This window comes from Escherichia sp. E2661, from assembly GCF_004745185.1.
GTDB lineage: Bacteria > Pseudomonadota > Gammaproteobacteria > Enterobacterales > Enterobacteriaceae > Escherichia.
Genome location: NZ_PDIG01000001.1, coordinates 99,068 through 121,604, shown reverse-complemented (window position 1 = coordinate 121,604; position 22,537 = coordinate 99,068). Strand labels below are relative to the sequence as shown.

General features: G+C 50.8%; 30 protein-coding genes and 5 pseudogenes. 31 read left to right on the top strand and 4 right to left on the bottom strand.

All coding sequences use genetic code 11. The annotated features are described in order from the left end of the window. Window positions 1–92 precede the first annotated feature (92 nt). From CRI63_RS00680 to CRI63_RS00640, 9 genes and pseudogenes are all read left to right on the top strand, one after another. The gene (locus CRI63_RS00680) at window positions 93–272 is read left to right on the top strand and encodes a DUF4222 domain-containing protein (RefSeq protein WP_071826555.1); all 180 of its coding nucleotides are present in this window, start codon (window positions 93–95) and stop codon (window positions 270–272) included. Beyond that, on the top strand, window positions 262–1,203 hold the full coding sequence (locus CRI63_RS00675; RefSeq protein ID WP_089581679.1) for a helix-turn-helix domain-containing protein: 942 nt from the start codon (window positions 262–264) through the stop codon (window positions 1,201–1,203). The genes CRI63_RS00680 and CRI63_RS00675 overlap by 11 nt, the downstream gene beginning before the upstream one ends. Continuing rightward, the gene (locus tag CRI63_RS00670; RefSeq protein WP_135518177.1) at window positions 1,200–1,694 is read left to right on the top strand and encodes a PerC family transcriptional regulator; all 495 of its coding nucleotides are present in this window, start codon (window positions 1,200–1,202) and stop codon (window positions 1,692–1,694) included. The genes CRI63_RS00675 and CRI63_RS00670 overlap by 4 nt, the downstream gene beginning before the upstream one ends. After that, entirely contained in the window at window positions 1,694–2,347 is a 654-nt protein-coding gene (locus tag CRI63_RS00665; RefSeq protein ID WP_089583264.1) for a phage N-6-adenine-methyltransferase, read from the top strand. Before CRI63_RS00670 ends, CRI63_RS00665 begins: the two co-directional genes overlap by 1 nt. After that, window positions 2,344–2,670, top strand: coding sequence for a LexA family transcriptional regulator (locus tag CRI63_RS00660; protein ID WP_000210164.1), 327 nt, complete (start codon window positions 2,344–2,346; stop codon window positions 2,668–2,670). The genes CRI63_RS00665 and CRI63_RS00660 overlap by 4 nt, the downstream gene beginning before the upstream one ends. Further along, window positions 2,667–3,056, top strand: a complete 390-nt coding sequence (locus CRI63_RS00655) for a RusA family crossover junction endodeoxyribonuclease (protein WP_000767124.1) — start codon at window positions 2,667–2,669, stop codon at window positions 3,054–3,056. Before CRI63_RS00660 ends, CRI63_RS00655 begins: the two co-directional genes overlap by 4 nt. Before the next feature lie 19 nt (window positions 3,057–3,075). Then, window positions 3,076–3,885 carry a KilA-N domain-containing protein gene (locus CRI63_RS00650; protein WP_001061438.1) on the top strand — a complete coding sequence of 270 codons (810 nt, stop codon included), beginning with the start codon at window positions 3,076–3,078 and terminating at the stop codon, window positions 3,883–3,885. 7 nt (window positions 3,886–3,892) lie between these two features. Continuing rightward, on the top strand, window positions 3,893–4,882 hold the full coding sequence (locus CRI63_RS00645; RefSeq protein ID WP_135518175.1) for a DUF968 domain-containing protein: 990 nt from the start codon (window positions 3,893–3,895) through the stop codon (window positions 4,880–4,882). Window positions 4,883–4,899: 17 nt separating this feature from the next. Then, window positions 4,900–5,248: pseudogene (locus CRI63_RS00640) on the top strand (antiterminator Q family protein). Window positions 5,249–5,269: 21 nt separating this feature from the next. Here CRI63_RS00640 and CRI63_RS00635 read toward each other — a convergent pair. Both CRI63_RS00635 and CRI63_RS00630 read right to left on the bottom strand, forming a co-directional pair. After that, complete coding sequence (locus CRI63_RS00635; RefSeq protein WP_001163087.1) at window positions 5,270–6,154, bottom strand: Kiwa anti-phage protein KwaB-like domain-containing protein; 885 nt, start codon at window positions 6,152–6,154, stop codon at window positions 5,270–5,272. A gap of 5 nt (window positions 6,155–6,159) precedes the next feature. After that, window positions 6,160–6,681 (bottom strand): hypothetical protein, encoded by a 522-nt coding sequence (locus CRI63_RS00630; RefSeq protein WP_031617482.1) that lies wholly within the window; start codon window positions 6,679–6,681, stop codon window positions 6,160–6,162. A gap of 331 nt (window positions 6,682–7,012) precedes the next feature. Here CRI63_RS00630 and CRI63_RS00625 point away from each other — a divergent pair, with 331 nt between their 5' ends. Genes CRI63_RS00625 through CRI63_RS24165 form a run of 4 tightly spaced genes read left to right on the top strand, consistent with a single transcriptional unit; the run spans window position 7,013 to window position 8,337 of the window. After that, on the top strand, window positions 7,013–7,339 hold the full coding sequence (locus CRI63_RS00625; protein WP_001120496.1) for a phage holin, lambda family: 327 nt from the start codon (window positions 7,013–7,015) through the stop codon (window positions 7,337–7,339). Between the two features lie 3 nt (window positions 7,340–7,342). Next, the gene (locus CRI63_RS00620) at window positions 7,343–7,819 is read left to right on the top strand and encodes a glycoside hydrolase family protein (RefSeq protein ID WP_001197762.1); all 477 of its coding nucleotides are present in this window, start codon (window positions 7,343–7,345) and stop codon (window positions 7,817–7,819) included. Then, on the top strand, window positions 7,803–8,195 hold the full coding sequence (locus CRI63_RS00615; protein ID WP_001314908.1) for a DUF2570 domain-containing protein: 393 nt from the start codon (window positions 7,803–7,805) through the stop codon (window positions 8,193–8,195). The genes CRI63_RS00620 and CRI63_RS00615 overlap by 17 nt, the downstream gene beginning before the upstream one ends. Then, window positions 8,080–8,337 carry a peptidase gene (locus CRI63_RS24165; protein WP_122992028.1) on the top strand — a complete coding sequence of 86 codons (258 nt, stop codon included), beginning with the start codon at window positions 8,080–8,082 and terminating at the stop codon, window positions 8,335–8,337. The genes CRI63_RS00615 and CRI63_RS24165 overlap by 116 nt, the downstream gene beginning before the upstream one ends. 21 nt (window positions 8,338–8,358) lie before the next feature. Here CRI63_RS24165 and CRI63_RS00605 read toward each other — a convergent pair whose 3' ends face one another. Beyond that, window positions 8,359–8,928, bottom strand: coding sequence for a hypothetical protein (locus CRI63_RS00605; RefSeq protein ID WP_089583262.1), 570 nt, complete (start codon window positions 8,926–8,928; stop codon window positions 8,359–8,361). A gap of 176 nt (window positions 8,929–9,104) precedes the next feature. Here CRI63_RS00605 and CRI63_RS00600 point away from each other — a divergent pair, with 176 nt between their 5' ends. The 18 genes and pseudogenes from CRI63_RS00600 (at window position 9,105) to CRI63_RS00510 (ending at window position 21,950) form a co-directional block, all read left to right on the top strand. Further along, window positions 9,105–9,560: a hypothetical protein gene (locus tag CRI63_RS00600; RefSeq protein ID WP_135518173.1), complete on the top strand. Its 456-nt coding sequence runs from the start codon at window positions 9,105–9,107 to the stop codon at window positions 9,558–9,560. Window positions 9,561–9,691: 131 nt separating this feature from the next. Next, entirely contained in the window at window positions 9,692–10,042 is a 351-nt protein-coding gene (locus CRI63_RS00595) for an HNH endonuclease signature motif containing protein (RefSeq protein ID WP_089583260.1), read from the top strand. A gap of 125 nt (window positions 10,043–10,167) precedes the next feature. Then, window positions 10,168–10,661: pseudogene (locus tag CRI63_RS00590) on the top strand (phage terminase small subunit P27 family). Then, a pseudogene (locus CRI63_RS00585) lies at window positions 10,658–12,390 on the top strand (terminase large subunit). The pseudogenes CRI63_RS00590 and CRI63_RS00585 overlap by 4 nt, the downstream one beginning before the upstream one ends. Window positions 12,391–12,401: 11 nt before the next feature. Next, on the top strand, window positions 12,402–12,584 hold the full coding sequence (ymfR, locus tag CRI63_RS00580; protein ID WP_021543577.1) for a protein YmfR: 183 nt from the start codon (window positions 12,402–12,404) through the stop codon (window positions 12,582–12,584). After that, window positions 12,584–13,825, top strand: a complete 1,242-nt coding sequence (locus CRI63_RS00575) for a phage portal protein (protein WP_135518171.1) — start codon at window positions 12,584–12,586, stop codon at window positions 13,823–13,825. The genes ymfR and CRI63_RS00575 overlap by 1 nt, the downstream gene beginning before the upstream one ends. Further along, window positions 13,803–14,452 (top strand): annotated as a pseudogene (locus CRI63_RS00570) (HK97 family phage prohead protease). Before CRI63_RS00575 ends, CRI63_RS00570 begins: the two are co-directional and overlap by 23 nt. A gap of 14 nt (window positions 14,453–14,466) precedes the next feature. Continuing rightward, window positions 14,467–15,672: a phage major capsid protein gene (locus tag CRI63_RS00565; RefSeq protein ID WP_001393068.1), complete on the top strand. Its 1,206-nt coding sequence runs from the start codon at window positions 14,467–14,469 to the stop codon at window positions 15,670–15,672. Window positions 15,673–15,721: 49 nt separating this feature from the next. Further along, window positions 15,722–15,922, top strand: coding sequence for a hypothetical protein (locus CRI63_RS00560; RefSeq protein ID WP_000601360.1), 201 nt, complete (start codon window positions 15,722–15,724; stop codon window positions 15,920–15,922). A 2-nt stretch (window positions 15,923–15,924) separates the two neighbouring features. Continuing rightward, window positions 15,925–16,248 (top strand): head-tail connector protein, encoded by a 324-nt coding sequence (locus CRI63_RS00555; protein ID WP_135518169.1) that lies wholly within the window; start codon window positions 15,925–15,927, stop codon window positions 16,246–16,248. Next, window positions 16,245–16,613, top strand: a complete 369-nt coding sequence (locus tag CRI63_RS00550) for a phage head closure protein (RefSeq protein WP_135518167.1) — start codon at window positions 16,245–16,247, stop codon at window positions 16,611–16,613. The genes CRI63_RS00555 and CRI63_RS00550 overlap by 4 nt, the downstream gene beginning before the upstream one ends. A 16-nt stretch (window positions 16,614–16,629) precedes the next feature. Next, window positions 16,630–17,136 (top strand): hypothetical protein, encoded by a 507-nt coding sequence (locus CRI63_RS00545; protein WP_135518165.1) that lies wholly within the window; start codon window positions 16,630–16,632, stop codon window positions 17,134–17,136. After that, on the top strand, window positions 17,133–17,693 hold the full coding sequence (locus tag CRI63_RS00540) for a hypothetical protein (protein ID WP_135518163.1): 561 nt from the start codon (window positions 17,133–17,135) through the stop codon (window positions 17,691–17,693). Before CRI63_RS00545 ends, CRI63_RS00540 begins: the two co-directional genes overlap by 4 nt. A gap of 8 nt (window positions 17,694–17,701) precedes the next feature. Next, window positions 17,702–17,872 carry a DUF2635 domain-containing protein gene (locus CRI63_RS00535; RefSeq protein WP_000497751.1) on the top strand — a complete coding sequence of 57 codons (171 nt, stop codon included), beginning with the start codon at window positions 17,702–17,704 and terminating at the stop codon, window positions 17,870–17,872. Beyond that, window positions 17,856–19,352 carry a phage tail sheath subtilisin-like domain-containing protein gene (locus CRI63_RS00530; RefSeq protein ID WP_135518161.1) on the top strand — a complete coding sequence of 499 codons (1,497 nt, stop codon included), beginning with the start codon at window positions 17,856–17,858 and terminating at the stop codon, window positions 19,350–19,352. Before CRI63_RS00535 ends, CRI63_RS00530 begins: the two co-directional genes overlap by 17 nt. Further along, a complete protein-coding gene (locus CRI63_RS00525; protein WP_000090997.1) occupies window positions 19,352–19,708 on the top strand; it encodes a phage tail tube protein in 357 nt (118 codons plus the stop codon). The genes CRI63_RS00530 and CRI63_RS00525 overlap by 1 nt, the downstream gene beginning before the upstream one ends. Continuing rightward, complete coding sequence (locus CRI63_RS00520; RefSeq protein ID WP_000661054.1) at window positions 19,708–19,977, top strand: phage tail assembly protein; 270 nt, start codon at window positions 19,708–19,710, stop codon at window positions 19,975–19,977. The genes CRI63_RS00525 and CRI63_RS00520 overlap by 1 nt, the downstream gene beginning before the upstream one ends. Before the next feature lie 141 nt (window positions 19,978–20,118). Beyond that, window positions 20,119–21,950, top strand: a pseudogene (locus CRI63_RS00510) (phage tail tape measure protein). A gap of 32 nt (window positions 21,951–21,982) precedes the next feature. Here the strand turns inward: CRI63_RS00510 and CRI63_RS00505 are convergent. Then, window positions 21,983–22,429, bottom strand: a complete 447-nt coding sequence (locus CRI63_RS00505) for a hypothetical protein (RefSeq protein WP_000734912.1) — start codon at window positions 22,427–22,429, stop codon at window positions 21,983–21,985. Between the last annotated feature and the right edge of the window lie 108 nt (window positions 22,430–22,537).

Here is a 22,537-nt window from a genome sequence, read left to right as displayed (position 1 = left end):
GCAGTGAATGTACCAGGTGACAGGGAAATTGTAACCCACAGCTTTGCAGAGTGGGCTGTGGGTGATTTCAACCGGCAGAAGGAGACAGTCCTTTGCGACAAGTTAACCGCTGGTTCAAAGATCACTACGGAGTGCCCGTCAGAGTCATTCGTTGGGAATCGGAAACACAACGGGTTATCTACCTCCGCGAAGGTTATGAGCATGAATGCTTCAGTCCGCTCGAACAGTTTCGTCGTAAATTCAGGGAAATAGAGGTCGGTCATGAGCACTAAATTAACCGGCTATGTATGGGATGGTTGCGCTGCATCAGGCATGAAGTTATCCAGCGTGGCAATTATGGCCCGCCTGGCTGATTTCAGTAATGACGAAGGTGTGTGCTGGCCATCAATTGAAACCATTGCCCGTCAGATTGGCGCGGGGATGAGTACCGTCAGAACGGCTATCGCACGGCTGGAAGCAGAAGGCTGGTTAACGCGTAAGGCGCGTCGCAAGGGTAACCGCAATGCGTCGAATGTTTATCAGCTTAACGTTGCGAAGCTTCAGGCAGCGGCATTTTCTCAACTGTCAGATTCTGACCCGTCAAAATCTGACGCATCAAAATCTGACCCGTCAAAATTTGATGCGTCGAAATCTGGCAAAAAAGCGGGTTTTCACCCGTCAGAATCTGGCGGGGATCCGTCAGTAAAATCAAAACATGATCCGTCAGATAAAAAACCTTCTCGTCCGGACGCTTCGCAACCGGACACGCAGACGGCTGAACAGGATTTTTTAACTCGCCATCCTGATGCGGTTGTATTCAGCCCTAAAAAGCGCCAGTGGGGGACGCAGGATGATTTGACCTGCGCACAGTGGCTCTGGAAAAAAATCATCGCCCTGTACGAGCAGGCTGCCGAATGTGACGGCGAGGTGGTTCGTCCCAAAGAACCGAACTGGACAGCCTGGGCAAACGAAATTCGCCTGATGTGTGTGCAGGATGGTCGTACTCACAAACAAATCTGCGAGATGTACAGCCGCGTCAGCCGCGATCCGTTCTGGTGCCGTAACGTGCTCAGCCCGTCGAAGCTGCGGGAAAAATGGGATGAGCTTTCCCTGCGCTTATCGCCGTCCGTAAGCACGTACACCGAAAAACGCGAAGACCCGTACTTCAAATCCAGTTACGACAACGTGGACTACAGCCAGATCCCGGCAGGATTCAGGGGGTGATCATGAGTCTGTTAAATGACGTTCAGAAATTCATTGAAGCCCATCCGGGGTGTACTTCCGGAGACATTGCGGATGCTTTTGCTGGTTACTCACGGCAGCGCGTTCTGCAGTCAGCAAGCAAGTTACGTCAGAGTGGGCGTGTGGCTCACCGTTGTGAAGGAGATACACGCAGACATTTCCCGCACCTGACTGAGAGAGCACAGGAGCCGGAACCACAACCAGTTCGTGAAACCAGACCTGTGCGCAATTTCTATGTCGGCACTAACGACCCGCGGGTGATTTTGTGCCTGACCCGCCAGGCGGAGGAACTGGAGTCCAGGGGCTTATACCGTCGTGCTGCAACGGTGTGGATGGCGGCATTCCGTGAAAGCCACTCCCAGCCAGAACGAAACAATTTTCTGGCGCGTCGTGAACGGTGTTTACGGAAAAGCAGCAAGCGGGCTGCATCAGGTGAAGAGTGGTATCTGTCAGGGAATTACGTGAGGGCTTAATGAGTAATAAATATTGCCAGGCGCTGGTGGAACTGAGGAACAAACCAGCCCATGAACTGAAGGAAGTGGGCGATCAGTGGCGCACGCCGGACAACATTTTCTGGGGAATTAACACCCTGTTTGGCCCGTTTGTTCTGGATCTGTTCACTGACGGTGATAACGCCAAATGTGCCGCGTATTACACGGCGGAAGATAACGCGCTGGCGCATGACTGGTCAGAACGTCTTGCGGAGCTTAAAGGTGCTGCCTTTGGTAATCCCCCATACAGCCGCGCCAGTCAGCATGAGGGGCAATACATCACCGGCATGCGTTACATCATGAAACATGCCAGTTCCATGCGTGATAAGGGCGGGCGCTATGTTTTCCTGATCAAAGCTGCCACAAGCGAAGTGTGGTGGCCGGAAGATGCGGACCATATTGCTTTTATTCGCGGGCGTATTGGTTTTGAACTGCCTGCCTGGTTTATCCCGAAGGACGAGAAGCAGGTGCCGACAGGAGCTTTTTTCGCTGGTGCTATTGCTGTTTTTGACAAGACCTGGAAGGGATCGGCAATCAGCTACATCGGGCGCGATGAACTTGAGGCATGTGGTGAGGCGTTTCTGGCGCAGGTTCGCCAGCAGGCGGAAAAACTGGTCAGGGAGATGGCGGCATGACGACGTTAACTCAATGCCAACAGCAGGTGCTGGATATGCTGATTTCTTATCAGAAAGAACGTGGCTTCCCGCCAACCAATCAGGAGGTGGCAACCATGCTGGGATACCGTTCGGTGAATGCAGCGGTGGAGCATCTTCGCGCACTGGAGAAAAAAGGCGTCATCACGATAAAGCGTGGCGTGGCCCGGGGGATAACGCTTCATACCGCGGTGAAGGACGACGACAGCGAGGCGGTCGGGATTATCCGCTCACTGCTTGCCGGTGAGGAAAACGCCAGGCTGCGTGCAGCCCACTGGTTACATGAGAGGGGCCTGAAAGTATGAAGCTGATCCTGCCTTTTCCGCCCAGCGTGAACACGTACTGGCGACACCCCAACAAAGGGGCGTTTGCTGGTAAGAGCCTGATAAGCGCGGCGGGGCGAAAATTCCAGAGCGCGGCGTGCGCAGCAATAGTTGAGCAGTTACGTCGTCTGCCGAAACCAACGTCGGCACCTGCTTCAGTAGAGATCGTGTTGTTTCCTCCGGATAACCGGATCCGCGATCTGGACAACTATAACAAGGCGCTGTTTGACGTTCTGACCCACGCGGGTGTGTGGGAAGACGACAGCCAGGTGAAAAGAATGCTGGTGGAGTGGGGACCGGTTATCCCGGAAGGGAAGGTCGAGATCACTATCAGTAAGTACGAGAAAACGGCGGGTGCAGCCGCCTGAGCAAGAGGAGAAACGAAGTATGAATAATCTGATGGTCATTGATGGTATTGAAGTTCGTCGTGATGCTTATGGGCGTTACAGCCTGAACGATCTGCATCGCGCAGCAGTAGCATCTGGTGCAAATGCCAGAACCAAGGAGCCAGGAAAGTTTCTTTCCAGCCAACAAACTGTTGAACTTGTTCATGAATTGACCAACACCCAGAATTTGGGTGTTGACCCGGTGAGTGTGATTCATGGGGGAAATGAACGGGGAACTTATGTCTGCAAGGAACTGGTGTATGCCTATGCAATGTGGATCAGCCCGTCATTCCATCTGAAGGTGATCCGTACTTTCGACATGGTAACCAGCGCACCGGAAAAATTATCCGGACAGGCTGCTGACAAGATGCAGGCTGGCGTGATTCTGCTGGACTTTATGCGCCGGGAGTTAAATCTGTCTAACTCTTCAGTGCTTGGAGCCTGTCAGAAACTTCAGGAGGCTGTTGGCTTACCGAATCTGGCACCGCGATATGCCATTGATGCTCCTGCTGATGCACACGATGGCTCAAGTCGCCCGACACTGTCACTGAGTGCACTGCTGAAACAGTATGGTATCCGCCTGACGGCTAATCAGGCATATCACCAGATGGTGAAGCTGGGGATCGTCGAGCAGCGCGAACGATACAGCCGTACCGCGATTAACAACATCAAAAAATTCTGGTCGCTGACAGCGAAAGGTTGCATGTTCGGCAAGAACATCACCAGTCCCGCAAATCCGCGCGAGACGCAGCCGCATTTCTTCGAATCCCGATTCCCTGAGCTGTTAAAGCTGCTCGATACCGTTCATTGAGGTGACCGTGAGAGCACTACTGACCCCTGAAATTGCCCCGCGTATGGGGATCGTATTGTTCAGGCCCGGTTCAGAGCTGATGCCCCTGTTTATGCAGGGGCGTGTACTGCTGGAGCCTGAGCCGGAGCATTATTCATCTTTCGCCAGTGGTGCCGTTCCCGCGGCATCACAACCGCTGGCGGATGATCCTGCCGTTCGGGCCGTGTTCCGTAATGAGGCAGTGATTCGTCGTGCTGGTGGGGTGGAATGTCTTGAAAGCTGGTTACTTCGTGAAAAAGGCTGCCAGTGGCCTCATTCCGACTGGCACAGCGAGAACATGACCACAATGCGACACGCGCCGGGCGCAATCCGTCTGTGCTGGCACTGCGATAATCAGTTACGTGATCAGTTCACGGAGCGGATGGAATCAATGGCAACGGATAACTGTGCCCGTTGGGTGTTGTCTGTAGTCCGTCGGGATCTCGATTTTGATGATAACCATGCCGTGACAATGCCGGAACTGTGCTGGTGGCTGATTCGTAATGACTTGGCGGATGCCTTACCTGAAAGCGCAGCCCGTAAGGCGCTGAGATTACCGAAACCTGTTGTGCCGTCTGTCACCCGGGAAAGTGACCTTGTGCCTTCGGTTCCTGCCACCAGCATCATCCTGGATAAAGCGAAAAAGGTGCTGGCGCTGAAAGTGGATCCGGAGTCGCCGGAGTCTTTTATGTTACGCCCAAAAAGCCGCCGCTGGGTTAATGAAAAGTACACGCGCTGGGTTAAGACACAGCCGTGTGCATGTTGTGGAAAGCCTGCTGATGATCCCCACCATCTGATAGGCCACGGTCAGGGTGGAATGGGTACAAAAGCGCATGACCTCTTTGTGTTGCCTTTGTGCAGAAAGCATCACGACGAGCTGCATGCGGATACCGTGGCATTTGAAGAGAAGTATGGCTCTCAGCTGGAGCTGATGTTTCGTTTTATCGATCGTGCGCTGGCAATTGGCGTACTGGCCTGATTTTGTGGAGAAAGTTGATGCGTGATATGTATGAAGTGATGGATCGTTGGGGAGCTTGGGCTGCTTCAGACAATAGCGGAGTGGACTGGCAACCGGTAGCCGCTGGCTTCAAGGGGCTTTTACCTCATGGCAAAAAAGTCCCGGATTCAGTGTGATGATGATGAGGGGCTCATGATCGATGGGTGCGTAGCTAGATTAAGAAAGTACAAACCAGAAGAGTATGAGTTAGTTATAGCCCATTTTGTGGTAGGGATTTCATTGCGAGCCATTGCTAAGAAGAGAAAGTGTTCGGATGGGACTATCAGGAAAGAGTTGCAAACATCGCTTGGTTTCATTGAAGGCATTGTTTGCACTCTTGCCTGTTAACTATTCTTAACTGTCTTCTAGTTATATTGGGCGCTTTGAATTCGATTTAAAGCGTCTTCCACTTATTCCAGAAACCCAAATGTCTTCCTCAAGAAAGTCAAGAAGGGCTTTTATTTCTTTTTTTGATGAAGGCATGACAATTTTCTCAACGCCGCCAACTATTATGGTTTGTAAGGGGAAATTAACTTTAGCAGCTTCGGATTTAAACTTTGACATATTTTGGGGTGTTAGCATCCCAGTCTGATTTATTAGTGTTACTTTATTTCTTATCACTGTATCTGCAACGGATTTTAGATCAAAACCTTGGGGAGTAGAAAATACACTAAGTTGACTAAATGCATTAAGTTCTTGGTCAGTAGCAGCAGAAAAATAGGACGACATGTCAAAAATGCTTCTTAGATTAAAGAAACTCTTAAATCGTATTGTATCATTGATAATTATTGCAACTAGTTTATCATCAACATTAAAACCGATGCTATTAGCTTTACTAAAGGTAGTTTTGCTTGCAAAAAGCTTTCCAAAGAATGATTTTGAGGTATCTAAGATTTGTTTTTTGTTGAAAGTTTGTAGTGCAATAATATTGGGGTTTGCTGGCGCGTCAACACCAACAAATAATGCTTTAATATAACCAATATCAATTTGGCTAGGATCCCAGATAGGCACGGCGGTAGGCCTATTGACTGCGTCAATCAGGCGTGCAGAATCAGTAAAGTTTTGTATTTCAAAACACTCACTATGTTTTGGTGTATAACCGGCATAGAATGGTATCATATTGTTATGATGACTTTCAAAATATTGACGCTGTTGTTGGAAAATGGCCGTAACAGAAGTACTTGCTGTTGCATCAAGTTCGACTCTAACAATTCTCGTTGCAATTGTATTATCTATTACTGCAAAAAGTGCCATGGTTATTATCCTTTAACATGTAGAAATGTGTAGTCTGTTAATTGAATAACTGTAAATTTGATATCTTTAATATCAGTAATGACTGATTTAGAAATCAATACAAAACCTACGCCGGTGTCATCTTCAGCTTCGTAAAATTTATAACCGATAAGTGACAATACTGGGTTAAAGTTATAGTTCTCGGAAAAGCTGATGTAAAATAACAATGATAAATAAAAGAATAACGCATATGCTTTATTTTCAGCAATAGAATCTGTTCCTAGGAGAGGGAATAAATAGCTTAAGAAATAATTAGTTACTTCTTTGTTAGCGGGAGAAACTGAACTAATATTTTTTGTCAGAGGTTCAAGTTGTTTCTCAGCATATTGAATCAGGCCTATTGCTAATAACCAACTTGCTATGCCAACGCATAAGCTATATTGCATCAGCCAAACCGTATCTTTTACATATCCAATAAAAAATAGAGTTGCGCAAACAGGTGCAATTGAGCTGGCTGTTAATAATAAGCGTGCTAATTTGTTCATCATGATATCCTTTGTACTGTTTATGCATACAGCACTTTACATCATGTACTCCAAAGTATCTATCTTGTGAAGAATCTTACACTAAATACTACAGAAAAAGTTAACGCGTACGCAAAAAGTATTATATCGTGTTAAGAGTGGTTACTTTGCCACACAGCTTAAACCCGCCGTCGAGCGGGTTTTGTCATTTCTGGGCCTTGGTATTCGTTGGGCTTGGTCTATCTAGTACTTATCCATTGGCTCGGCTTCTTTTACGTTTCCGCTTCTGGTTTGCGGTTCGTGGTACTCCCTCAATTTGCACCTCCTGTATCGGCGAGGTGAGAGATAACTACAAATGCCTCATAACCCAAATACCTGGCTGGAGTTGGTCCAGAGCTGGTGGCGTGGAGACACACCACTGGGCGCAGTGATTATGTCGATCGTTATGGCTGGCTTGCGCATTGCCTATTTTGGCGGTGGTGGTGGCTGGAAGCGAAAAACACTCGAAATTCTACTCTGTGGCGCTCTGACGCTGACTTTTGCATCCGCTCTTGAGTATGTCGGATGGCCTAAATCGCTTTCTGTTGCCATTGGTGGTGGGGTGGGGCTGATCGGTGTCGATGCTATTCGTGGGGCTGCAATGAGAGTAATCGGTAATAAGTTTGGTGGCTCTAAGGAGTAATTTATGCAGGTACTAAATTCCCAGCGTAAAGCTTTCCTCGATATGGTGGCATGGTCAGAAGGAACGGATAACGGGCGACAACCGACACGTAACCACGGTTATGATGTTATTGTTGGTGGTGAACTGTTCACTGATTACTCCGATCACCCTCGCAAACTTGTCACGCTAAACCCCAAACTCAAATCAACAGCCGCCGGACGTTACCAGCTTCTTTCACGCTGGTGGGATGCTTACCGTAAACAGCTTGGCCTGAAAGATTTTTCTCCAGAAAGCCAGGACGCTGTAGCTCTGCAGCAGATTAAAGAGCGTGGCGCTTTACCGATGATTGATCGCGGTGATATCCGTCAGGCAATCGACCGTTGCAGCAATATCTGGGCTTCACTGCCGGGTGCTGGTTACGGTCAGTATGAACATAAAATCGGTGATCTGATTGCCCGGTTTAAAGAGGCTGGTGGGGTGGTAAATGAAGTTGAGCTATAAGCTGGTTATCGCTGCTTTCTTCGTTACTGTCATTGGTTCTTTCATCTGGTCAGCCAACCACTACTACAGCAAATATCAGTACGAAAAGAAACGTGCTGATGAGGCTGTACGAAATGCTGAATCAGCAACTGCCATTACCAATAACGTCCTGCAATCACTACAAATCGTCAATACAGTTCTGGAGGCTAACCAGCATGCAAAACAGCAGATCGCACTGGAGTCACAGAGAACCCAGGAAGATATCAAAGTGGCTGTTACGGATGATGATTGTGCTTCACGTCATGTGCCTGCTGCCGCTGCTGACCGGTTGCGGAAATTCGCGGACGGTTTACGTGAGCGCTCCGGTGGCACCACTGCCAGCCAGCCTGACTTCTGATACTCCTGTACCGTTTATACCTAATCCGCTGACGTATGGTGCTAGTCTGGAGTTGAATGTGAGTCTGTTGTCTGCGCTGGCTAACTGCAATCGAGATAAAGCTGACATTCGTAAAATAGATTCAGAGAGAACTAACCATTAAGCAATAAAATTGACAGTTTAATCAGTTGTCAAATGAATATACGTTAAAGGTATATGTCGACATAATTTCACCAATTACCTCAATACATACACTTTTTTTATGAAAATTACTGGGAAATGAACTTAACTCCTCAAGATATTGCACATAAGTGCTGATATCACTTGCATCACGTTCAAGGAATTTCACTTGACCAAAAGAAGGAGTTTTAATTCTGGTTCTTTGCTGGATTATATGGATAAAGTGTGTAGTTGGTGAAACTATTACTCTTGAAATATCGGAAGTGATATCTTCTTGAACCTGCCGATAAAGCAAATCTTTTGGGTAATGATGTTTTATCTCGATGGTTGCAACATTGCCATTATGTTCAGGCGTCAATATCGACTGGTTATAAAGTGATATGTCAACAGCGCCGATACCGAGTTTTGGATGCTCACTTAAAGCAGTTAGTGTGCTGATTTGATTGATTATAACAACTAACTCATCACGTATTTGTGTTTCATGTTTGCGATTGTAGAAGTAGCAATTCAGTTCATTTAACTTTTTATGCATCCTATCGTGACTAATTGCTTCGATCAGTAAATCCTGAATCATACTTTTCTCTGAGTAATCCGAATGGTTGTACGTGACAGTATTGTGCTGGCACGCCATCAATATGTAAAGATATTGTTATATAATAGCGAGATGGCGAAGTATAATTGATAAAAAACTGTACAGCCCTGATTGAATGTAATTTGCTATAATCACCTCTAAAATAAAGTGAGGTGTAAATGGACGCTACTTATATTGCTTATGAAACTCTTGTGGCTAACAGAGATGCTGCATTTTGGGCTAAATTTTCTGCTCTTGTGAGTCTGGCGAGTATTGGAGTTACTTTGTTCGCAGGGATTGTGGGTTTTCTCGCATTAGGGCAATGGAAAAAACAGTATGATGAAGACAAAAAATTGAAATTGATGGATGCTATCATTGAGTATAATAATACTTTGATTTCTATGCCAAAGAATTTAGAAAATGATGAAGGTTATGTTAATAGAAAGTTGATTATCAGAGCCTTTAATGAATTGCAATCTAGGTGCAATATTTATCTATCATCTAACTCAAATGATGATATTTCTAAAACCATGGATAATTTACGAGAACTTCAAATGGCTTTCTTGGCCGGAAAGGGTTTTAAATCAGAATTGGCCTTGCTTGCAGGGAAAATGTTATATATAGATTTAAAATGAAATAGATTGTCTGGATATTCCATATTATTAATGCTGGTTGAACTAATTATCTTTTTTGATGATTAGTTCTCCGGTATTTTTATTTGCGAAGTTATAGATAGAACTATAGTAATAATTTAAGAGGTGATTGGATGCCCCCACGAACCCCAAAAGCCTGCCGTGTTCGCGGCTGCCGCTCTACAACCACGGACCCTTCAGGCTACTGCGAAAGCCACAAAAGCGAAGGCTGGAAGCAATACAAACCTGGACAATCCCGTCATCAGCGCGGTTATGGTTCTAAGTGGGATGTTATCCGTGTGCGTGTGCTGCAACGTGACAAAGGCCTGTGTCAGTTATGTCTGCGTGCTGGTGTGGCGCGTGAAGCGAAAACCGTTGACCACATCATCCCTAAAGCACATGGCGGCACTGATGCCGACAGTAATCTGCAGAGTCTGTGCTGGCCGTGCCATAAGGCGAAGACGGCCCGTGAACGGCTTAAGTGATAATAACTCTCAACTGTCTGAGGGGAGGGGCGGGTCAAATCTCTGTGACCTGACGTCTTCCGGACTGCCCGCCCCATCGTTTTTTTATACCCGCGAAAAATGAAATTTAACCAGGAGTGCCGCATATGGCTGGAACGGCGGGGCGTTCCGGGCGTCGCCCCAAGCCAACGGCGCGCAAGGCGCTGGCCGGAAACCCCGGCAAGCGAGCCCTGAACAAAGATGAACCCGTTTTTACGCCCATCAAAGGTGTTGAGCCACCGGAGTGGTTCGCTGAAGAAGAGCTCCCTCTCGCCACGATCATGTGGCAACTGACAACCAAAGAACTCTGCGGTCAGGGCCTGCTGTGCGTGACTGACCTCGCAGTGCTTGAGCGGTGGTGCGTAGCCTATGAGTTCTGGCGACGTGCTGTGAAAAATATTGCCAGACAGGGCAACACCATCACCGGTGCAATGGGCGGCATGGTCAAAAATCCGGAGCTGACCGCCAAAAAGAACAGGAGTCCGAGATGAGCAGTACGGGGGCAATGCTCGGACTCGACCCCAGCAGCCGCCAGCGTCTGATTGGCCTGGCGGGGCAGAAGAAAGCCACTAACCCGTTTCTGAAAATTATCGAATCATGAGCCGGAAATCTTACCCCAACGTAAATGCTGCAAATCAGTATGCCCGGGATGTCGTGCGCGGAAAGATTGTTGCCTGCCAGTTTGTGATTCAGGCCTGCCAGCGCCATCTTGATGACCTGATGGCGGAAAAAGTAAGTCGTTTCGTTACCGCTTCGACAAGGACCTGGCTGAACGGGCCGCCAAATTTATTCAGCTGTTGCCGCACACCAAGGGTGAGTGGGCATTTAAACGGATGCCCATCACGCTGGAGCCGTGGCAGCTATTTGTGATCTGCTGTGCGTTTGGCTGGGTCAATAAAGGCACCCGGTTGCGCCGCTTCCGGGAAGTGTATACCGAAATTCCCCGTAAGAACGGCAAATCAGCAATCTCTGCCGGTGTTGCCCTGTATTGTTTTGCCTGTGATAACGAGTTCGGCGCGGAAGTGTATTCCGGTGCCACGACGGAGAAACAGGCATGGGAAGTCTTTCGTCCGGCACGACTGATGTGTAAACGCACACCCATGCTGACGGAAGCGTTCGGGATTGAGGTTAACGCCTCAAACATGAACCGTCCGGAGGATGGTGCGCGGTTTGAACCGCTGATCGGTAACCCCGGTGATGGTTCATCACCCCACTGTGCGGTGGTGGATGAATATCACGAGCACGCCACAGATGCGCTTTACACCACGATGCTTACCGGGATGGGGGCGCGACGCCAGCCACTGATGTGGGCCATTACCACCGCCGGGTACAACATTGAGGGGCCGTGCTACGACAAACGGCGGGAAGTCATCGAGATGCTCAACGGCTCGGTGCCCAACGATGAACTGTTCGGGATCATCTATACCGTTGACGAAGGCGACGACTGGACCGACCCGCAGGTACTTGAAAAAGCTAACCCGAATATCGGTGTGTCGGTTTATCGCGAGTTTTTGTTAAGCCAGCAGCAACGTGCGAAAAATAACGCCCGTCTGGCAAACGTCTTTAAAACAAAACACCTCAATATCTGGGTGTCGGCGCGTTCGGCGTATTTCAACCTGGTGAGCTGGCAGAGCTGCGAGGATAAATCACTGACTCTTGAGCAGTTCGAGGGGCAGCCGTGCATTCTGGCCTTTGACCTGGCGCGTAAGCTGGATATGAACAGCATGGCGCGACTTTATACCCGCGAGATTGACGGTAAAACGCATTACTACAGTGTGGCCCCGCGTTTCTGGGTACCGTATGACACGGTGTATAGCGTCGAGAAAAATGAAGATCGCCGGACAGCCGAACGCTTTCAGAAATGGGTGGAAATGGGCGTCCTGACCGTTACCGATGGTGCAGAGGTGGATTATCGCTACATCCTCGAAGAGGCCAAAGCGGCGAACAAAATCAGCCCGGTCAGCGAGTCACCCATCGACCCCTTCGGGGCGAGCGGGTTGTCACATGACCTTGCTGATGAAGACCTGAACCCCGTCACCATCATTCAGAACTACACCAACATGTCCGACCCGATGAAAGAGCTGGAAGCGGCAATTGAATCGGGGCGCTTTCATCATGATGGCAATCCCATCATGACCTGGTGTATCGGCAACGTGGTCGGCAAAACCATTCCGGGTAACGATGATGTGGTGAAGCCCGTCAAAGAGCAGGCGGAAAACAAAATCGATGGTGCAGTTGCGCTGATTATGGCGGTTGGCAGAGCCATGCTGTACGAGAAAGAAGACACGCTGTCTGACCACATTGAGTCCTATGGGATCCGCTCGCTTTAACTGAGGTAATTATGATCATGCTGATTCTCGCGCCTCTGGTGGGCGTGCTGGGGGCGCTTTTGCTGGCGTATGGTGCCTGGCTGATTTATCCCCCGGCGGGGTTTGTTGTTGCCGGGGCGTTGTGTCTGTTCTGGTCGTGGCTGGTGGCGCGATATCTCGACCGTACACAGCTGTCTGATGGTGGAGGTAAATAGTGTTCTTTTCGGGATTATTTCAACGAAAAAGTGACGCACCGGTGACCACGCCAGCAGAGCTGGCGGATGCTATCGGGTTGTCCTACGACACCTATACCGGAAAGCAGATCAGCAGTCAGCGGGCCATGCGACTGACGGCGGTTTTTTCCTGCGTCAGGGTGCTGGCGGAGTCGGTCGGGATGTTGCCCTGCAACCTGTATCACCTGAATGGCAGTCTGAAGCAGAGAGCCACTGGCGAACGTCTGCATAAGCTGATCTCCTCGCATCCTAATGGCTATATGACGCCGCAGGAGTTCTGGGAGCTGGTGGTCACCTGTCTGTGCCTGCGGGGCAACTTTTACGCCTACAAAGTGAAAGCATTTGGCGAAGTGGCTGAACTGCTGCCCGTCGATCCCGGCTGTGTGGCACCGAAGCTTAACAGTAGCTGGGAGCCGGTCTATCAGGTCACATTCCCGGACGGCTCAACGGATGTGCTGACCCAGGAGGATATCTGGCATGTGCGCACGCTGACGCTGGACGGTCTGGTGGGACTGAATCCCATCGCCTATGCCCGCGAGGCAATATCGCTGGCAGCAGCGACTGAAGAGCACGGTGCCAGACTGTTCAGCAATGGCGCGGTGACGTCCGGTGTGTTGCGTACAGAGCAGACGCTGTCGGATCAGGCTTATGAGCGCCTGAAGAAAGATTTTGAGGAGCGTCACACCGGGCTTGGCAATGCTCACCGCCCGATGATCCTTGAGATGGGGCTGGACTGGAAGTCGATGGCGCTGAACGCCGAGGACAGCCAGTTCCTGGAAACCCGCAAGTTTCAGCTTGAAGAAATCTGTCGTCTGTTCCGTGTGCCCTTGCACATGGTGCAGAACACCGATCGCGCCACCTTCAACAATATCGAAGAGCTGGGGCTGGGATTTATCAACTATTCACTGGTGCCGTATCTGACCCGCATCGAACAGCGGATCAACACCGGACTGGTACGAAAAAGTAAGCAGGGCGTTTATTACGCCAAATTTAACGCCGGGGCGTTACTGCGCGGGGATATGAAGTCCCGTTTTGAAGCCTACGCCACCGGGATTAACTGGGGAATTTACTCTCCCAATGACTGCCGCGACCTGGAAGATATGAATCCGCGTCCCGGTGGTGATGTCTATCTCACACCGATGAACATGACCACGAAACCCTCCGATGGCAGTAAAGCCGGTAAGCAGAAGGATAACGCCAATGCAGACGAAACAACGTCTTGATGTACCGCTGAGTCTGAAATCTGTCAGTGACTCCGGTGAGTTTGAAGGGTATGGCTCCGTCTTTGGTGTAAAGGACAGCCACGATGATGTGGTGATGTCCGGGGCATTTGCTGCTTCCCTGCGGGCGTGGAGTGACAGAAAAACGTTACCTGCGCTGCTCTGGCAGCACCGCATGGATGAACCCATCGGTGTTTACACCGAAATGAAGGAAGACGATGTTGGGCTTTACGTCAGGGGACGGTTGCTCATTGATGATGATCCCCTCGCAAAACGCGCACATGCACACATGAAGGCCGGTTCGTTAACCGGCCTTTCTATTGGGTACGTCCTGAAAGACTGGGAATATGATCGGAGCAAAGAAGCCTTTCTGTTGAAAGAAATCGACCTCTGGGAAGTCAGTCTGGTGACGTTCCCGTCTAACGACGAGGCGCGGATCAGCAACGTCAAGAACGCGCTGGCCCGCGGGGAAATCCCCGAACAGAAAAAATCGAAAGAGTCCTGCGTGATGTCGGACTCTCCCGTACCCAGGCCAAAGCATTCATGGCCGGGGGCTATGGCGCACTGTCCCTGCGCGACGCTGAGGATGTGGGCTCTGCACTGAATGCACTTAAAAATCTGAACTTCTAATCAGGAGAAATACGATGGCGGTTGATATTAAAGATGTGGAACAGGTCGCGCAGGAGCTGCAGCAGAAGTTTGACGACTTCAAGGCAAAGAACGACAAGCGCGTGGATGCGATTGAGCAGGAAAAAGGCAAACTTGCCGGGCAGGTGGAAACCCTGAACGGGAAACTCAGCGAGCTGGAAAATCTCAAAAGCGACCTTGAAAAAGAGCTGCTTGAGCTGAAACGTCCGGCAGGTGGTGCGCAAAATAAACTGGCCACAGAGCACAAAGAGGCGTTTGTGGGCTTTCTGCGTAAAGGCCGTGAAGACGGTCTGCGCGATCTGGAGCGCAAGGCATTGCAGGTGGGCACCGATGAAGACGGTGGCTATGCCGTGCCGGAAGCACTGGATCGCAACATTCTCACCCTGCTGAAAGATGAAGTGGTGATGCGCCAGGAAGCCACGGTGATCACTGTTGGCGGTTCCGACTACAAAAAACTGGTGAATCTGGGCGGCACGGCTTCCGGATGGGTGGGCGAGACTGACGCGCGCTCCCAGACTGCCACCTCAAAACTGGGACTGATTGAACCTTTCATGGGGGAAATCTACGGTAACCCGCAGGCCACTCAGAAAATGCTGGATGATGCCTTCTTCAACGTGGAGGCCTGGATCAACAGCGAGCTGGCGACCGAATTTGCCGAACAGGAAGAAATTGCCTTTACCACCGGTGATGGTACCAAGAAGCCAAAAGGGTTCCTGGCGTATGAATCCACCGATGAAACCGATAAGGTTCGTGCGTTCGGTAAACTTCAGCATATTGTATCCGGTGAAGCGACGACGGTGACCGCAGACGCCATTATCAAACTGATTTACACGCTGCGTAAGGCACACCGCACTGGCGCGAAGTTCATGATGAACAACAACAGCCTGTTTGCCATCCGTCTGCTGAAAGACACCGAGGGTAACTATCTGTGGCGTCCGGGGCTGGAGCTGGGGCAACCGTCCTCTCTGGCGGGTTACGGTATCGCTGAAAACGAACAGATGCCGGATATCGCCGCTGATGCGAAAGCTATTGCATTTGGTAACTTCAAACGGGGTTACACCATCGTTGACCGTATCGGTACCCGCATTCTGCGTGATCCGTACACCAATAAACCGTTTGTCGGTTTTTATACCACCAAGCGCACCGGCGGCATGCTGGTCGATTCGCAGGCCATCAAACTGCTGAAGATTGCAGCGGCGTAATCACTCAGGGGCGCGGAACCGCGCCCCCTGTTCTGACGGGTGAAGAATCATGATCCTGAAACAAGATCTGAAATGGTCACCGGACGGTATGCGTGTTGAGGTCATTCGGGCCGGTGAGTATGACGACGGGGCGCTTCCTGCCCGGGTGCAGGAGATTGCACTTCAGGCCGGGTTAGCAGAGCGCGGAATCAGTGCAAAAAGCAGTAAAGCGGCAAAAGAGAAAAAAGCCACGACCAGTAAAGAGGGCTGAGTATGCTTCTGACAATGGAAGAGATTAAAGCCCAACTCCGGCTGGATGAGGATTTCGATACTGATGACCGCCATCTGCAACTGCTGGCATGTGCGGCACAAAAGCGGACGGAAACGTATCTGAACCGGAAGCTCTATGCACCGGATGAAACCATTCCGGACAGCGATCCGGACGGGCTGCACCTGCCGGATGATATTCGTCAGGGGATGCTGATGCTTATCAGCCATTTTTACGAAAACCGCTCGTCAGTTACGGAAGTGGAGAAACTCGACATGCCGCAGAGTTTTGGCTGGCTTGTCGGCCCGTACAGGTACTTTCCGCAATGAAAATTCGTCAGGCGCAGACCAGCGCAACCTACATTCTGCCGGACCCCGGTGAACTGAATAAACGCGTCCTGATCCGCCTGCGGGTGGATATGCCCGCGGATAACTTTGGCGTGGAGCCTCAATACCCGGTTACGTTCCGGACATGGGCGAAGGTTATCCAGACCAGTGCCACCACCTGGCAGGAAACCGCGCAGACCGGGGACGCCATCACCCATTACATCACCATTCGTTACCGCCGGGGGATCACCGCTGATTATGAGGTGGTCTGCGGTGACAGTGTGTACCGGGTGAAACGTCAGCGCGATCTGAACGGGGCGCGGCGCTTTCTGCTGCTGGAGTGTACGGAACTGGGCGAATGTAGGTAGAGTCACGGAGGCAACAATGACGACTTCCTTTTTGCACGTTGATTTTCAGCAGCCCGCGGAGATGCGCTTTAACCGCGCCCGTGTCCGGCGGGCGTTTGTCACGATTGGTCAGCGTCATATGCGTGATGCCCGTCGGCTGGTGATGCGCCGTGCGCGGTCGGCACCGGGTGAAAACCCCGGTTATCAGACCGGACGGCTGGCTCGTTCGATTGGTTACATGGTACCCAGAGCCAGTAAACATCGCCCTGGTTTTATGGCACGTATAGCCCCTAACCAGCGTAATGGAGAGGGAAATCGTCGTATCACCGGTGATTTTTATCCGGCTTTTTTGTTCTATGGCGTGAGGCAAGGGGCAAAACGTCGTCGTAGTCATCATCGTGGTGCATCCGGTGGCAGCGGCTGGCGACTGGCTCCACGTAATAACTTCATGGTGGAAACGCTTGAAAAGAACCGCAGCTGGACACGCTATTTTCTGGCGCGGGAATTGCGTAAATCACTGAAGCCGGAGCGACGACACAGATGAAACTGACTCCTGTTATTGCTGCGCTGCGTGCCCGCTGTCCGTATTTTGAAAACCGGGTGGCAGGCGCGGCCCAGTTCAAAAATCTGCCGGAGGTCGGAAAGCTGAAGCTCCCGGCGGCATATGTGGTACCGGGTGATGACTCTCCGGGAGAAAACAAAAGCCAGACCGACTACTGGCAGGAGCTGAAAGAGGGCTTCTCCGTGGTTGTCATACTGAGTAACTGGCGTGATGAGCGCGGTCAGTTTGCCTCGTATGATGTGGTGGACGATGTCCGGCAGATGCTCTTTAAGGCTCTGCTGGGCTGGAACCCGGAAGCGTGCGGTAACCCGATTACCTATGACGGCGGCACGCTGCTGGATCTGAATCGTCATGAGCTGATTTATCAGTTCGATTTTTCGGTCATCAGCGAGCTGACCGAAGACGATACCCGCCAGCAGGATGACCTGAACAGTCTAGATGAACTGCGAACGCTGGCGATTGATGTTGATTATCTCGAACCCGGTAACGGGCCTGACGGCGATATCGAACATCACACCGAAATAACCCTTCCTTCCTGAGGATCCTCATGTTTGTCAAACCTGTTAAAGGGCGGTCAGTTCCTGACCCTGCCCGCGGCGACCTTTTGCCCGCCGAAGGGCGAAATGTTGACGAGAACAACTACTGGCTGCGCCGTGAAGCAGCGGGTGATATCCGGCGCGTGAATAAAAAGGTGAATACCGATGACGATAAGCTTTAACACCATTCCGTCGAATACGCTGGTTCCGCTGTTTTATGCGGAAATGGATAACCAGGCAGCGAATACTGCACAGGACAGCGGAGCATCGCTGCTGATTGGTCATGCCAGTAACGGTGCAGAGATTGTTGCCAACAGTCTGGTGTTGATGCCGTCGGCAGACTATGCACGCCAGATTTGTGGTGCGGGAAGTCAGCTGGCGCGTATGGTCGAGGCTTATCGCCAGACTGACCCGTTTGGTGAACTGTATGTGATTGCCGTTCCTGAAGCCACGGGCGCGGCGGCAACAGTTACGCTGACGGTGACCGGCGCGGCAACCGAAACCGGCACGGTGAATGTCTATGTGGGACGTACCCGCGTGCAGGCTCCGGTGACCAACGGCGATAACGTCACGACGATTGCCAGCAGTATCAAAGATGCCATCAATGCCGTTCCGACTCTGCCGTTTACAGCTTCATCTTCGGCTGGTGTTGTCACGCTGACCGCGCGTCATAAGGGGCTTTGCGGGAATGAAATTCCTGTCAGCCTCAATTACTACGGCTTCGGTGGGGGCGAAGTGCTGCCAGCGGGCGTACAGATTGCCGTGGCGACGGGGACCGCCGGAACGGGCGCTCCGGTTCTCACCGGCGCGGTGGCTGCAATGGCGGATGAGCCGTTTGATTATATCGGTCTGCCGTTCAACGACACGGCCTCCGTTAACACGCTGGTGACCGAGATGAACGATACCAGCGGTCGCTGGAGCTATGCGCGTCAGCTGTATGGTCATGTGTATACGGCAAAGACCGGCACACTGTCAGAACTGGTGAACGCAGGTGACCAGTTTAACCAGCAGCACATCACCCTGGCGGGGTACGAAAAAGAAACCCAGACGCCTGCCGACGAGCTGGCGGCAAGCCGTACCGCCCGCGCAGCGGTGTTTATCCGCAACGATCCGGCACGTCCCACGCAGACCGGTGAGCTGGTGGGTATGCTGCCTGCGCCGAAGGGGAAACGGTTCACGATGACCGAGCAGCAGACCCTGCTGTCTCATGGCGTGGCAACGGCGTATGTCGAAAGCGGGGTGCTGCGCATTCAGCGTGATGTCACCACGTACAGGAAAAATGCTTACGGGGTTGCGGATAACAGCTACCTCGACAGCGAGACGCTGCATACCAGTGCGTATGTACTGCGCAAACTGAAATCCGTCATTACCAGTAAGTACGGGCGTCACAAGCTTGCCAGTGACGGTACCCGCTTTGGTCCCGGTCAGGCGATTGTCACCCCGGCGGTGATCAAAGGGGAACTGCTGGCAACCTACCGTCAGCTCGAGCGTGCGGGGATCGTGGAAAACTACGAACTGTTCAAGCAGTACCTGGTTGTGGAGCGTGATGCCAGCGATCCGAACCGCCTGAACACGCTGTTCCCGCCTGACTATGTTAACCAGTTGCGTGTCTTTGCCGTGGTTAACCAGTTCCGTCTTCAGTATTCAGAGGAGTCTGCATAATGGCCCGTATCGGGGGAACCTGTTATTTCAAAATTGACGGTCAGCAGCTATCGCTGACCGGCGGCATTGAGGTGCCCATGAACAGGACGGTCAATGATGACATCATCGGCCTGGACGGTTCAGTGGACCGCAAGGAAACTCACCGTGCGCCTTATGTCAAAGGGACCTTCAAGGTGCCGAAGAATTTTCCGGTGAACAAAATCACCTCGTCTGATGAGATGACAATCACTGCCGAGCTGGCGAACGGTCAGGTCTATGTACTGTCGTCTGCCTGGCTGCACGGCGAAGCGAACCATAATGCCGAAGAAGGCACGGTTGATCTTGAGTTCCACGGTGAAGAAGGGGATTACCAGTAATGAAAGAGCTTGAGTTAAAGAAACCGATTACTGCTCATGGCGAGACACTCTCCGTACTGGAGTTTGATGAGCCCACCGGGAAGGATGTCCGCGAGCTGGGGTATCCCTACCAGATGAATCAGGATGAGTCAGTCAGACTTCTGGCGCATGTGGTGTCGAAATACATTGTGCGGCTGGCGAAAGTGCCGCAAAGCTCTGTCGACCAGATGTCTCCGGCAGACCTGAATGCAGCGGCGTGGCTTGTGGCTGGTTTTTTCCTCCAGGCCTGACGGCTGAATACCTCACTGATCGCTTCTTTGACTGCGCCAGCTACTGGCGCATTAATCCTTTCGAATTGCTGAATATGCCGATCAGTGAAATTCCCTTGCTGGTCAGTCAGGCAAACAGGATAGAGCAGGAGAAACGCACACATGGCTGAATTTGAGCTTAAGGCGTTGATCACCGGTGTCGACAGGCTTTCTCCCGCGCTGTCGAAAATGCAAAAGAAAATCCGGGGATTTAAACGCCAGGCGGAAGAAGCGTCACAGGGTGGGCTGGCGCTTGGTGGCGGACTGGCAGCGGGTCTGACGCTTTCCCTGAAATCTTATGCTGATCAGGAAAACGCCGCCACCGGGCTGAAAGTCGCCATGATGGATGCGAACGGCGAGGTTGGAAAGAGCTTTCAGGACATCAATAAACTGGCTATTGGCCTGGGTAACCAGCTACCCGGTACAACGGCTGATTTCCAGAACATGATGCAGATGCTGGTGCGTCAGGGGATCCCGGCAGAAAACATTCTGGGTGGTGTGGGTAAAGCGACAGCTTATCTTGCGGTACAACTGAAAAAAACACCGGAAGCGGCTGCTGAGTTTGCTGCAAAGATGCAGGATGCTACCGGAACGGCGTCAGAAGACATGATGGGGCTGTTCGACACTATCCAGAAGGCGTTTTATCTGGGCGTTGACGATACCAACATGTTGTCCTTCTTCACTAAAACCAGCTCTGTTCTGAAGATGGTGAACAAGGACGGTCTTCAGGCTGCACAGAGCCTTGCCCCCATCAGCGTCATGATGGATCAGATGGGGATGAACGGGGAGTCGGCAGGTAACGCCCTGCGAAAAGTTATCCAGTCCGGATTAAGCGTTAAGAAAATCAGGGACGTCAATAAAATCATGGCCCGCCAGAAACTCGGGGTACAGCTCGATTTTACTGACGGCAAAGGGAGTTTTGGCGGTCTTGATAACATGTTCAGGCAACTGGCAAAGCTGCGAAAACTGACCGACGTTAAACGAACTGGTGTACTTAAGGCAATATTTGGTGATGATGCCGAAACCCTTCAGGTGGTCAATGCACTAATCGATAAAGGAAAGGATGGCTACGATCAGATCCAGCAGAAGATGAATAAACAGGCCAGCCTGAATAAACGTGTTCAGGCACAGCTTGGTACGCTGTCCAACCTGTGGGAGGCAATGACGGGGACCGCAACTAACGGCCTTGCGGCTATTGGCGGCGCATTTTCTGGTGACGCTAAAAATATCACGCAATGGCTGGGGGAGTTGGGGGAGAAATTCACGAAGTTTGCGGATGAAAATCCCCGGGTTATTCGCGGCGTCGTCGGGCTTGCTGCCGGTCTTGCGATTCTGAAACTGGGATTGATGGGCGTTGGCGGTGCCATCAGTATTGTCAGCAGGATCATGTCGATGACGCCGATTGGCATGATTGCGACGGCGATAGCCTGGCTGCGGGATTAATTATCACTAACTGGGATGTTGTCGGACCTTATTTTAAGAAACTCTGGGAAACCATTGGTCCTTATTTTGAGGCTGGCTGGGAACTCCTTAAGAAAGTTTTTGCCTGGTCGCCGCTGGGGATGGTGATCAATAACTGGGGGCCGGTTGTTAAGTGGTTTCAGGATATGTGGGACAAGCTGAAGCCAATTATTGAGTGGTTTACCGACAGTTCCGGTGACACGGTCGATGCCATTAACTCTGCGCAGTGGGGCGCGGGTGCTTATGATGCTTATGGGACGGGAATACCGGCGCGGGGATACACACCTTATCCGGCGGTAGATCTGGCTCAGTCAAACAACGCCTCCGATGCCACAGGCCCGAATCCCTTCATGATTAACAAAGCTATCGCGCCAAAAGTTGATGGCGAGATCAAGGTTTCATTTATGAATATGCCACCAGGTATGCGGGTTACGGAAACACGTTCCAGTGGCATTGATATTAATCACGATGTTGGGTACACCAGATTTAGGTAAAGACGAACAGGGAGGGCCGCCCCTCCCTGAACTTACTGTGCGAACACGCAATTTCGGCCTGATGGGGAGCCGACAATTCTGGACATTTTTTCGCAAATAACAGTTACCTGTTCTCCTTTTTTAAGAGCAGCAGCTGTTGATTTTTCAGAGTCTTGCATCTCCATTCTTGCTGGCATGAATTCATTTTCAGTTCTGAATTTAATAATTATAGAGTCAGTAAAGTCCTTATCAATGGATTGTACGATACCTCTAACGGCGATTAATTTACCTTTTAACTGTTCATCGGTAGCGACTTCATTTTCTTCATACTCTTTAAACAGCTGTCGAGCAGTAGTGTTGTAGATTTCTTTTTGCGGTGCCGCAGCTTCCGTATCGGATGAGTATGAAGAATTAGAGCCTTTATCGTTATTGCCTGCAAAATATCCAATAATCACCAACCCGATGAAAATATATAAAATCCATTTTAATAATTTCTTCATGTTATCACCTTAATGCTAATAATTTATATGGTTACAAATGGTAATGGCTACCACTACAAATTATGGCATTACCAGTAAATATTACTACTGATAATAAATATGGGACTT

What these genes read in the sequence shown, in the direction of transcription:
- CRI63_RS00525 (WP_000090997.1), top strand. Translation starts at nt 19,352, where the DNA reads ATGGCCCGTATCGGGGGAACCTGTTATTTCAAAATTGACGGTCAGCAG.
- CRI63_RS00600 (WP_135518173.1), top strand. Translation starts at nt 9,105, where the DNA reads ATGGACGCTACTTATATTGCTTATGAAACTCTTGTGGCTAACAGAGAT.
- CRI63_RS00555 (WP_135518169.1), top strand. Translation starts at nt 15,925, where the DNA reads ATGCTTCTGACAATGGAAGAGATTAAAGCCCAACTCCGGCTGGATGAG.
- ymfR (WP_021543577.1), top strand. Translation starts at nt 12,402, where the DNA reads ATGATCATGCTGATTCTCGCGCCTCTGGTGGGCGTGCTGGGGGCGCTT.
- CRI63_RS00540 (WP_135518163.1), top strand. Translation starts at nt 17,133, where the DNA reads ATGAAACTGACTCCTGTTATTGCTGCGCTGCGTGCCCGCTGTCCGTAT.
- CRI63_RS00560 (WP_000601360.1), top strand. Translation starts at nt 15,722, where the DNA reads ATGATCCTGAAACAAGATCTGAAATGGTCACCGGACGGTATGCGTGTT.
- CRI63_RS00505 (WP_000734912.1), bottom strand. Translation starts at nt 22,429, where the DNA reads ATGAAGAAATTATTAAAATGGATTTTATATATTTTCATCGGGTTGGTG.
- CRI63_RS00530 (WP_135518161.1), top strand. Translation starts at nt 17,856, where the DNA reads ATGACGATAAGCTTTAACACCATTCCGTCGAATACGCTGGTTCCGCTG.
- CRI63_RS00535 (WP_000497751.1), top strand. Translation starts at nt 17,702, where the DNA reads ATGTTTGTCAAACCTGTTAAAGGGCGGTCAGTTCCTGACCCTGCCCGC.
- CRI63_RS24165 (WP_122992028.1), top strand. Translation starts at nt 8,080, where the DNA reads ATGATGATTGTGCTTCACGTCATGTGCCTGCTGCCGCTGCTGACCGGT.
- CRI63_RS00565 (WP_001393068.1), top strand. Translation starts at nt 14,467, where the DNA reads ATGGCGGTTGATATTAAAGATGTGGAACAGGTCGCGCAGGAGCTGCAG.
- CRI63_RS00635 (WP_001163087.1), bottom strand. Translation starts at nt 6,154, where the DNA reads ATGGCACTTTTTGCAGTAATAGATAATACAATTGCAACGAGAATTGTT.
- CRI63_RS00550 (WP_135518167.1), top strand. Translation starts at nt 16,245, where the DNA reads ATGAAAATTCGTCAGGCGCAGACCAGCGCAACCTACATTCTGCCGGAC.
- CRI63_RS00615 (WP_001314908.1), top strand. Translation starts at nt 7,803, where the DNA reads ATGAAGTTGAGCTATAAGCTGGTTATCGCTGCTTTCTTCGTTACTGTC.
- CRI63_RS00630 (WP_031617482.1), bottom strand. Translation starts at nt 6,681, where the DNA reads ATGATGAACAAATTAGCACGCTTATTATTAACAGCCAGCTCAATTGCA.
- CRI63_RS00625 (WP_001120496.1), top strand. Translation starts at nt 7,013, where the DNA reads ATGCCTCATAACCCAAATACCTGGCTGGAGTTGGTCCAGAGCTGGTGG.
- CRI63_RS00660 (WP_000210164.1), top strand. Translation starts at nt 2,344, where the DNA reads ATGACGACGTTAACTCAATGCCAACAGCAGGTGCTGGATATGCTGATT.
- CRI63_RS00545 (WP_135518165.1), top strand. Translation starts at nt 16,630, where the DNA reads ATGACGACTTCCTTTTTGCACGTTGATTTTCAGCAGCCCGCGGAGATG.
- CRI63_RS00665 (WP_089583264.1), top strand. Translation starts at nt 1,694, where the DNA reads ATGAGTAATAAATATTGCCAGGCGCTGGTGGAACTGAGGAACAAACCA.
- CRI63_RS00605 (WP_089583262.1), bottom strand. Translation starts at nt 8,928, where the DNA reads ATGATTCAGGATTTACTGATCGAAGCAATTAGTCACGATAGGATGCAT.
- CRI63_RS00520 (WP_000661054.1), top strand. Translation starts at nt 19,708, where the DNA reads ATGAAAGAGCTTGAGTTAAAGAAACCGATTACTGCTCATGGCGAGACA.
- CRI63_RS00675 (WP_089581679.1), top strand. Translation starts at nt 262, where the DNA reads ATGAGCACTAAATTAACCGGCTATGTATGGGATGGTTGCGCTGCATCA.
- CRI63_RS00595 (WP_089583260.1), top strand. Translation starts at nt 9,692, where the DNA reads ATGCCCCCACGAACCCCAAAAGCCTGCCGTGTTCGCGGCTGCCGCTCT.
- CRI63_RS00655 (WP_000767124.1), top strand. Translation starts at nt 2,667, where the DNA reads ATGAAGCTGATCCTGCCTTTTCCGCCCAGCGTGAACACGTACTGGCGA.
- CRI63_RS00620 (WP_001197762.1), top strand. Translation starts at nt 7,343, where the DNA reads ATGCAGGTACTAAATTCCCAGCGTAAAGCTTTCCTCGATATGGTGGCA.
- CRI63_RS00650 (WP_001061438.1), top strand. Translation starts at nt 3,076, where the DNA reads ATGAATAATCTGATGGTCATTGATGGTATTGAAGTTCGTCGTGATGCT.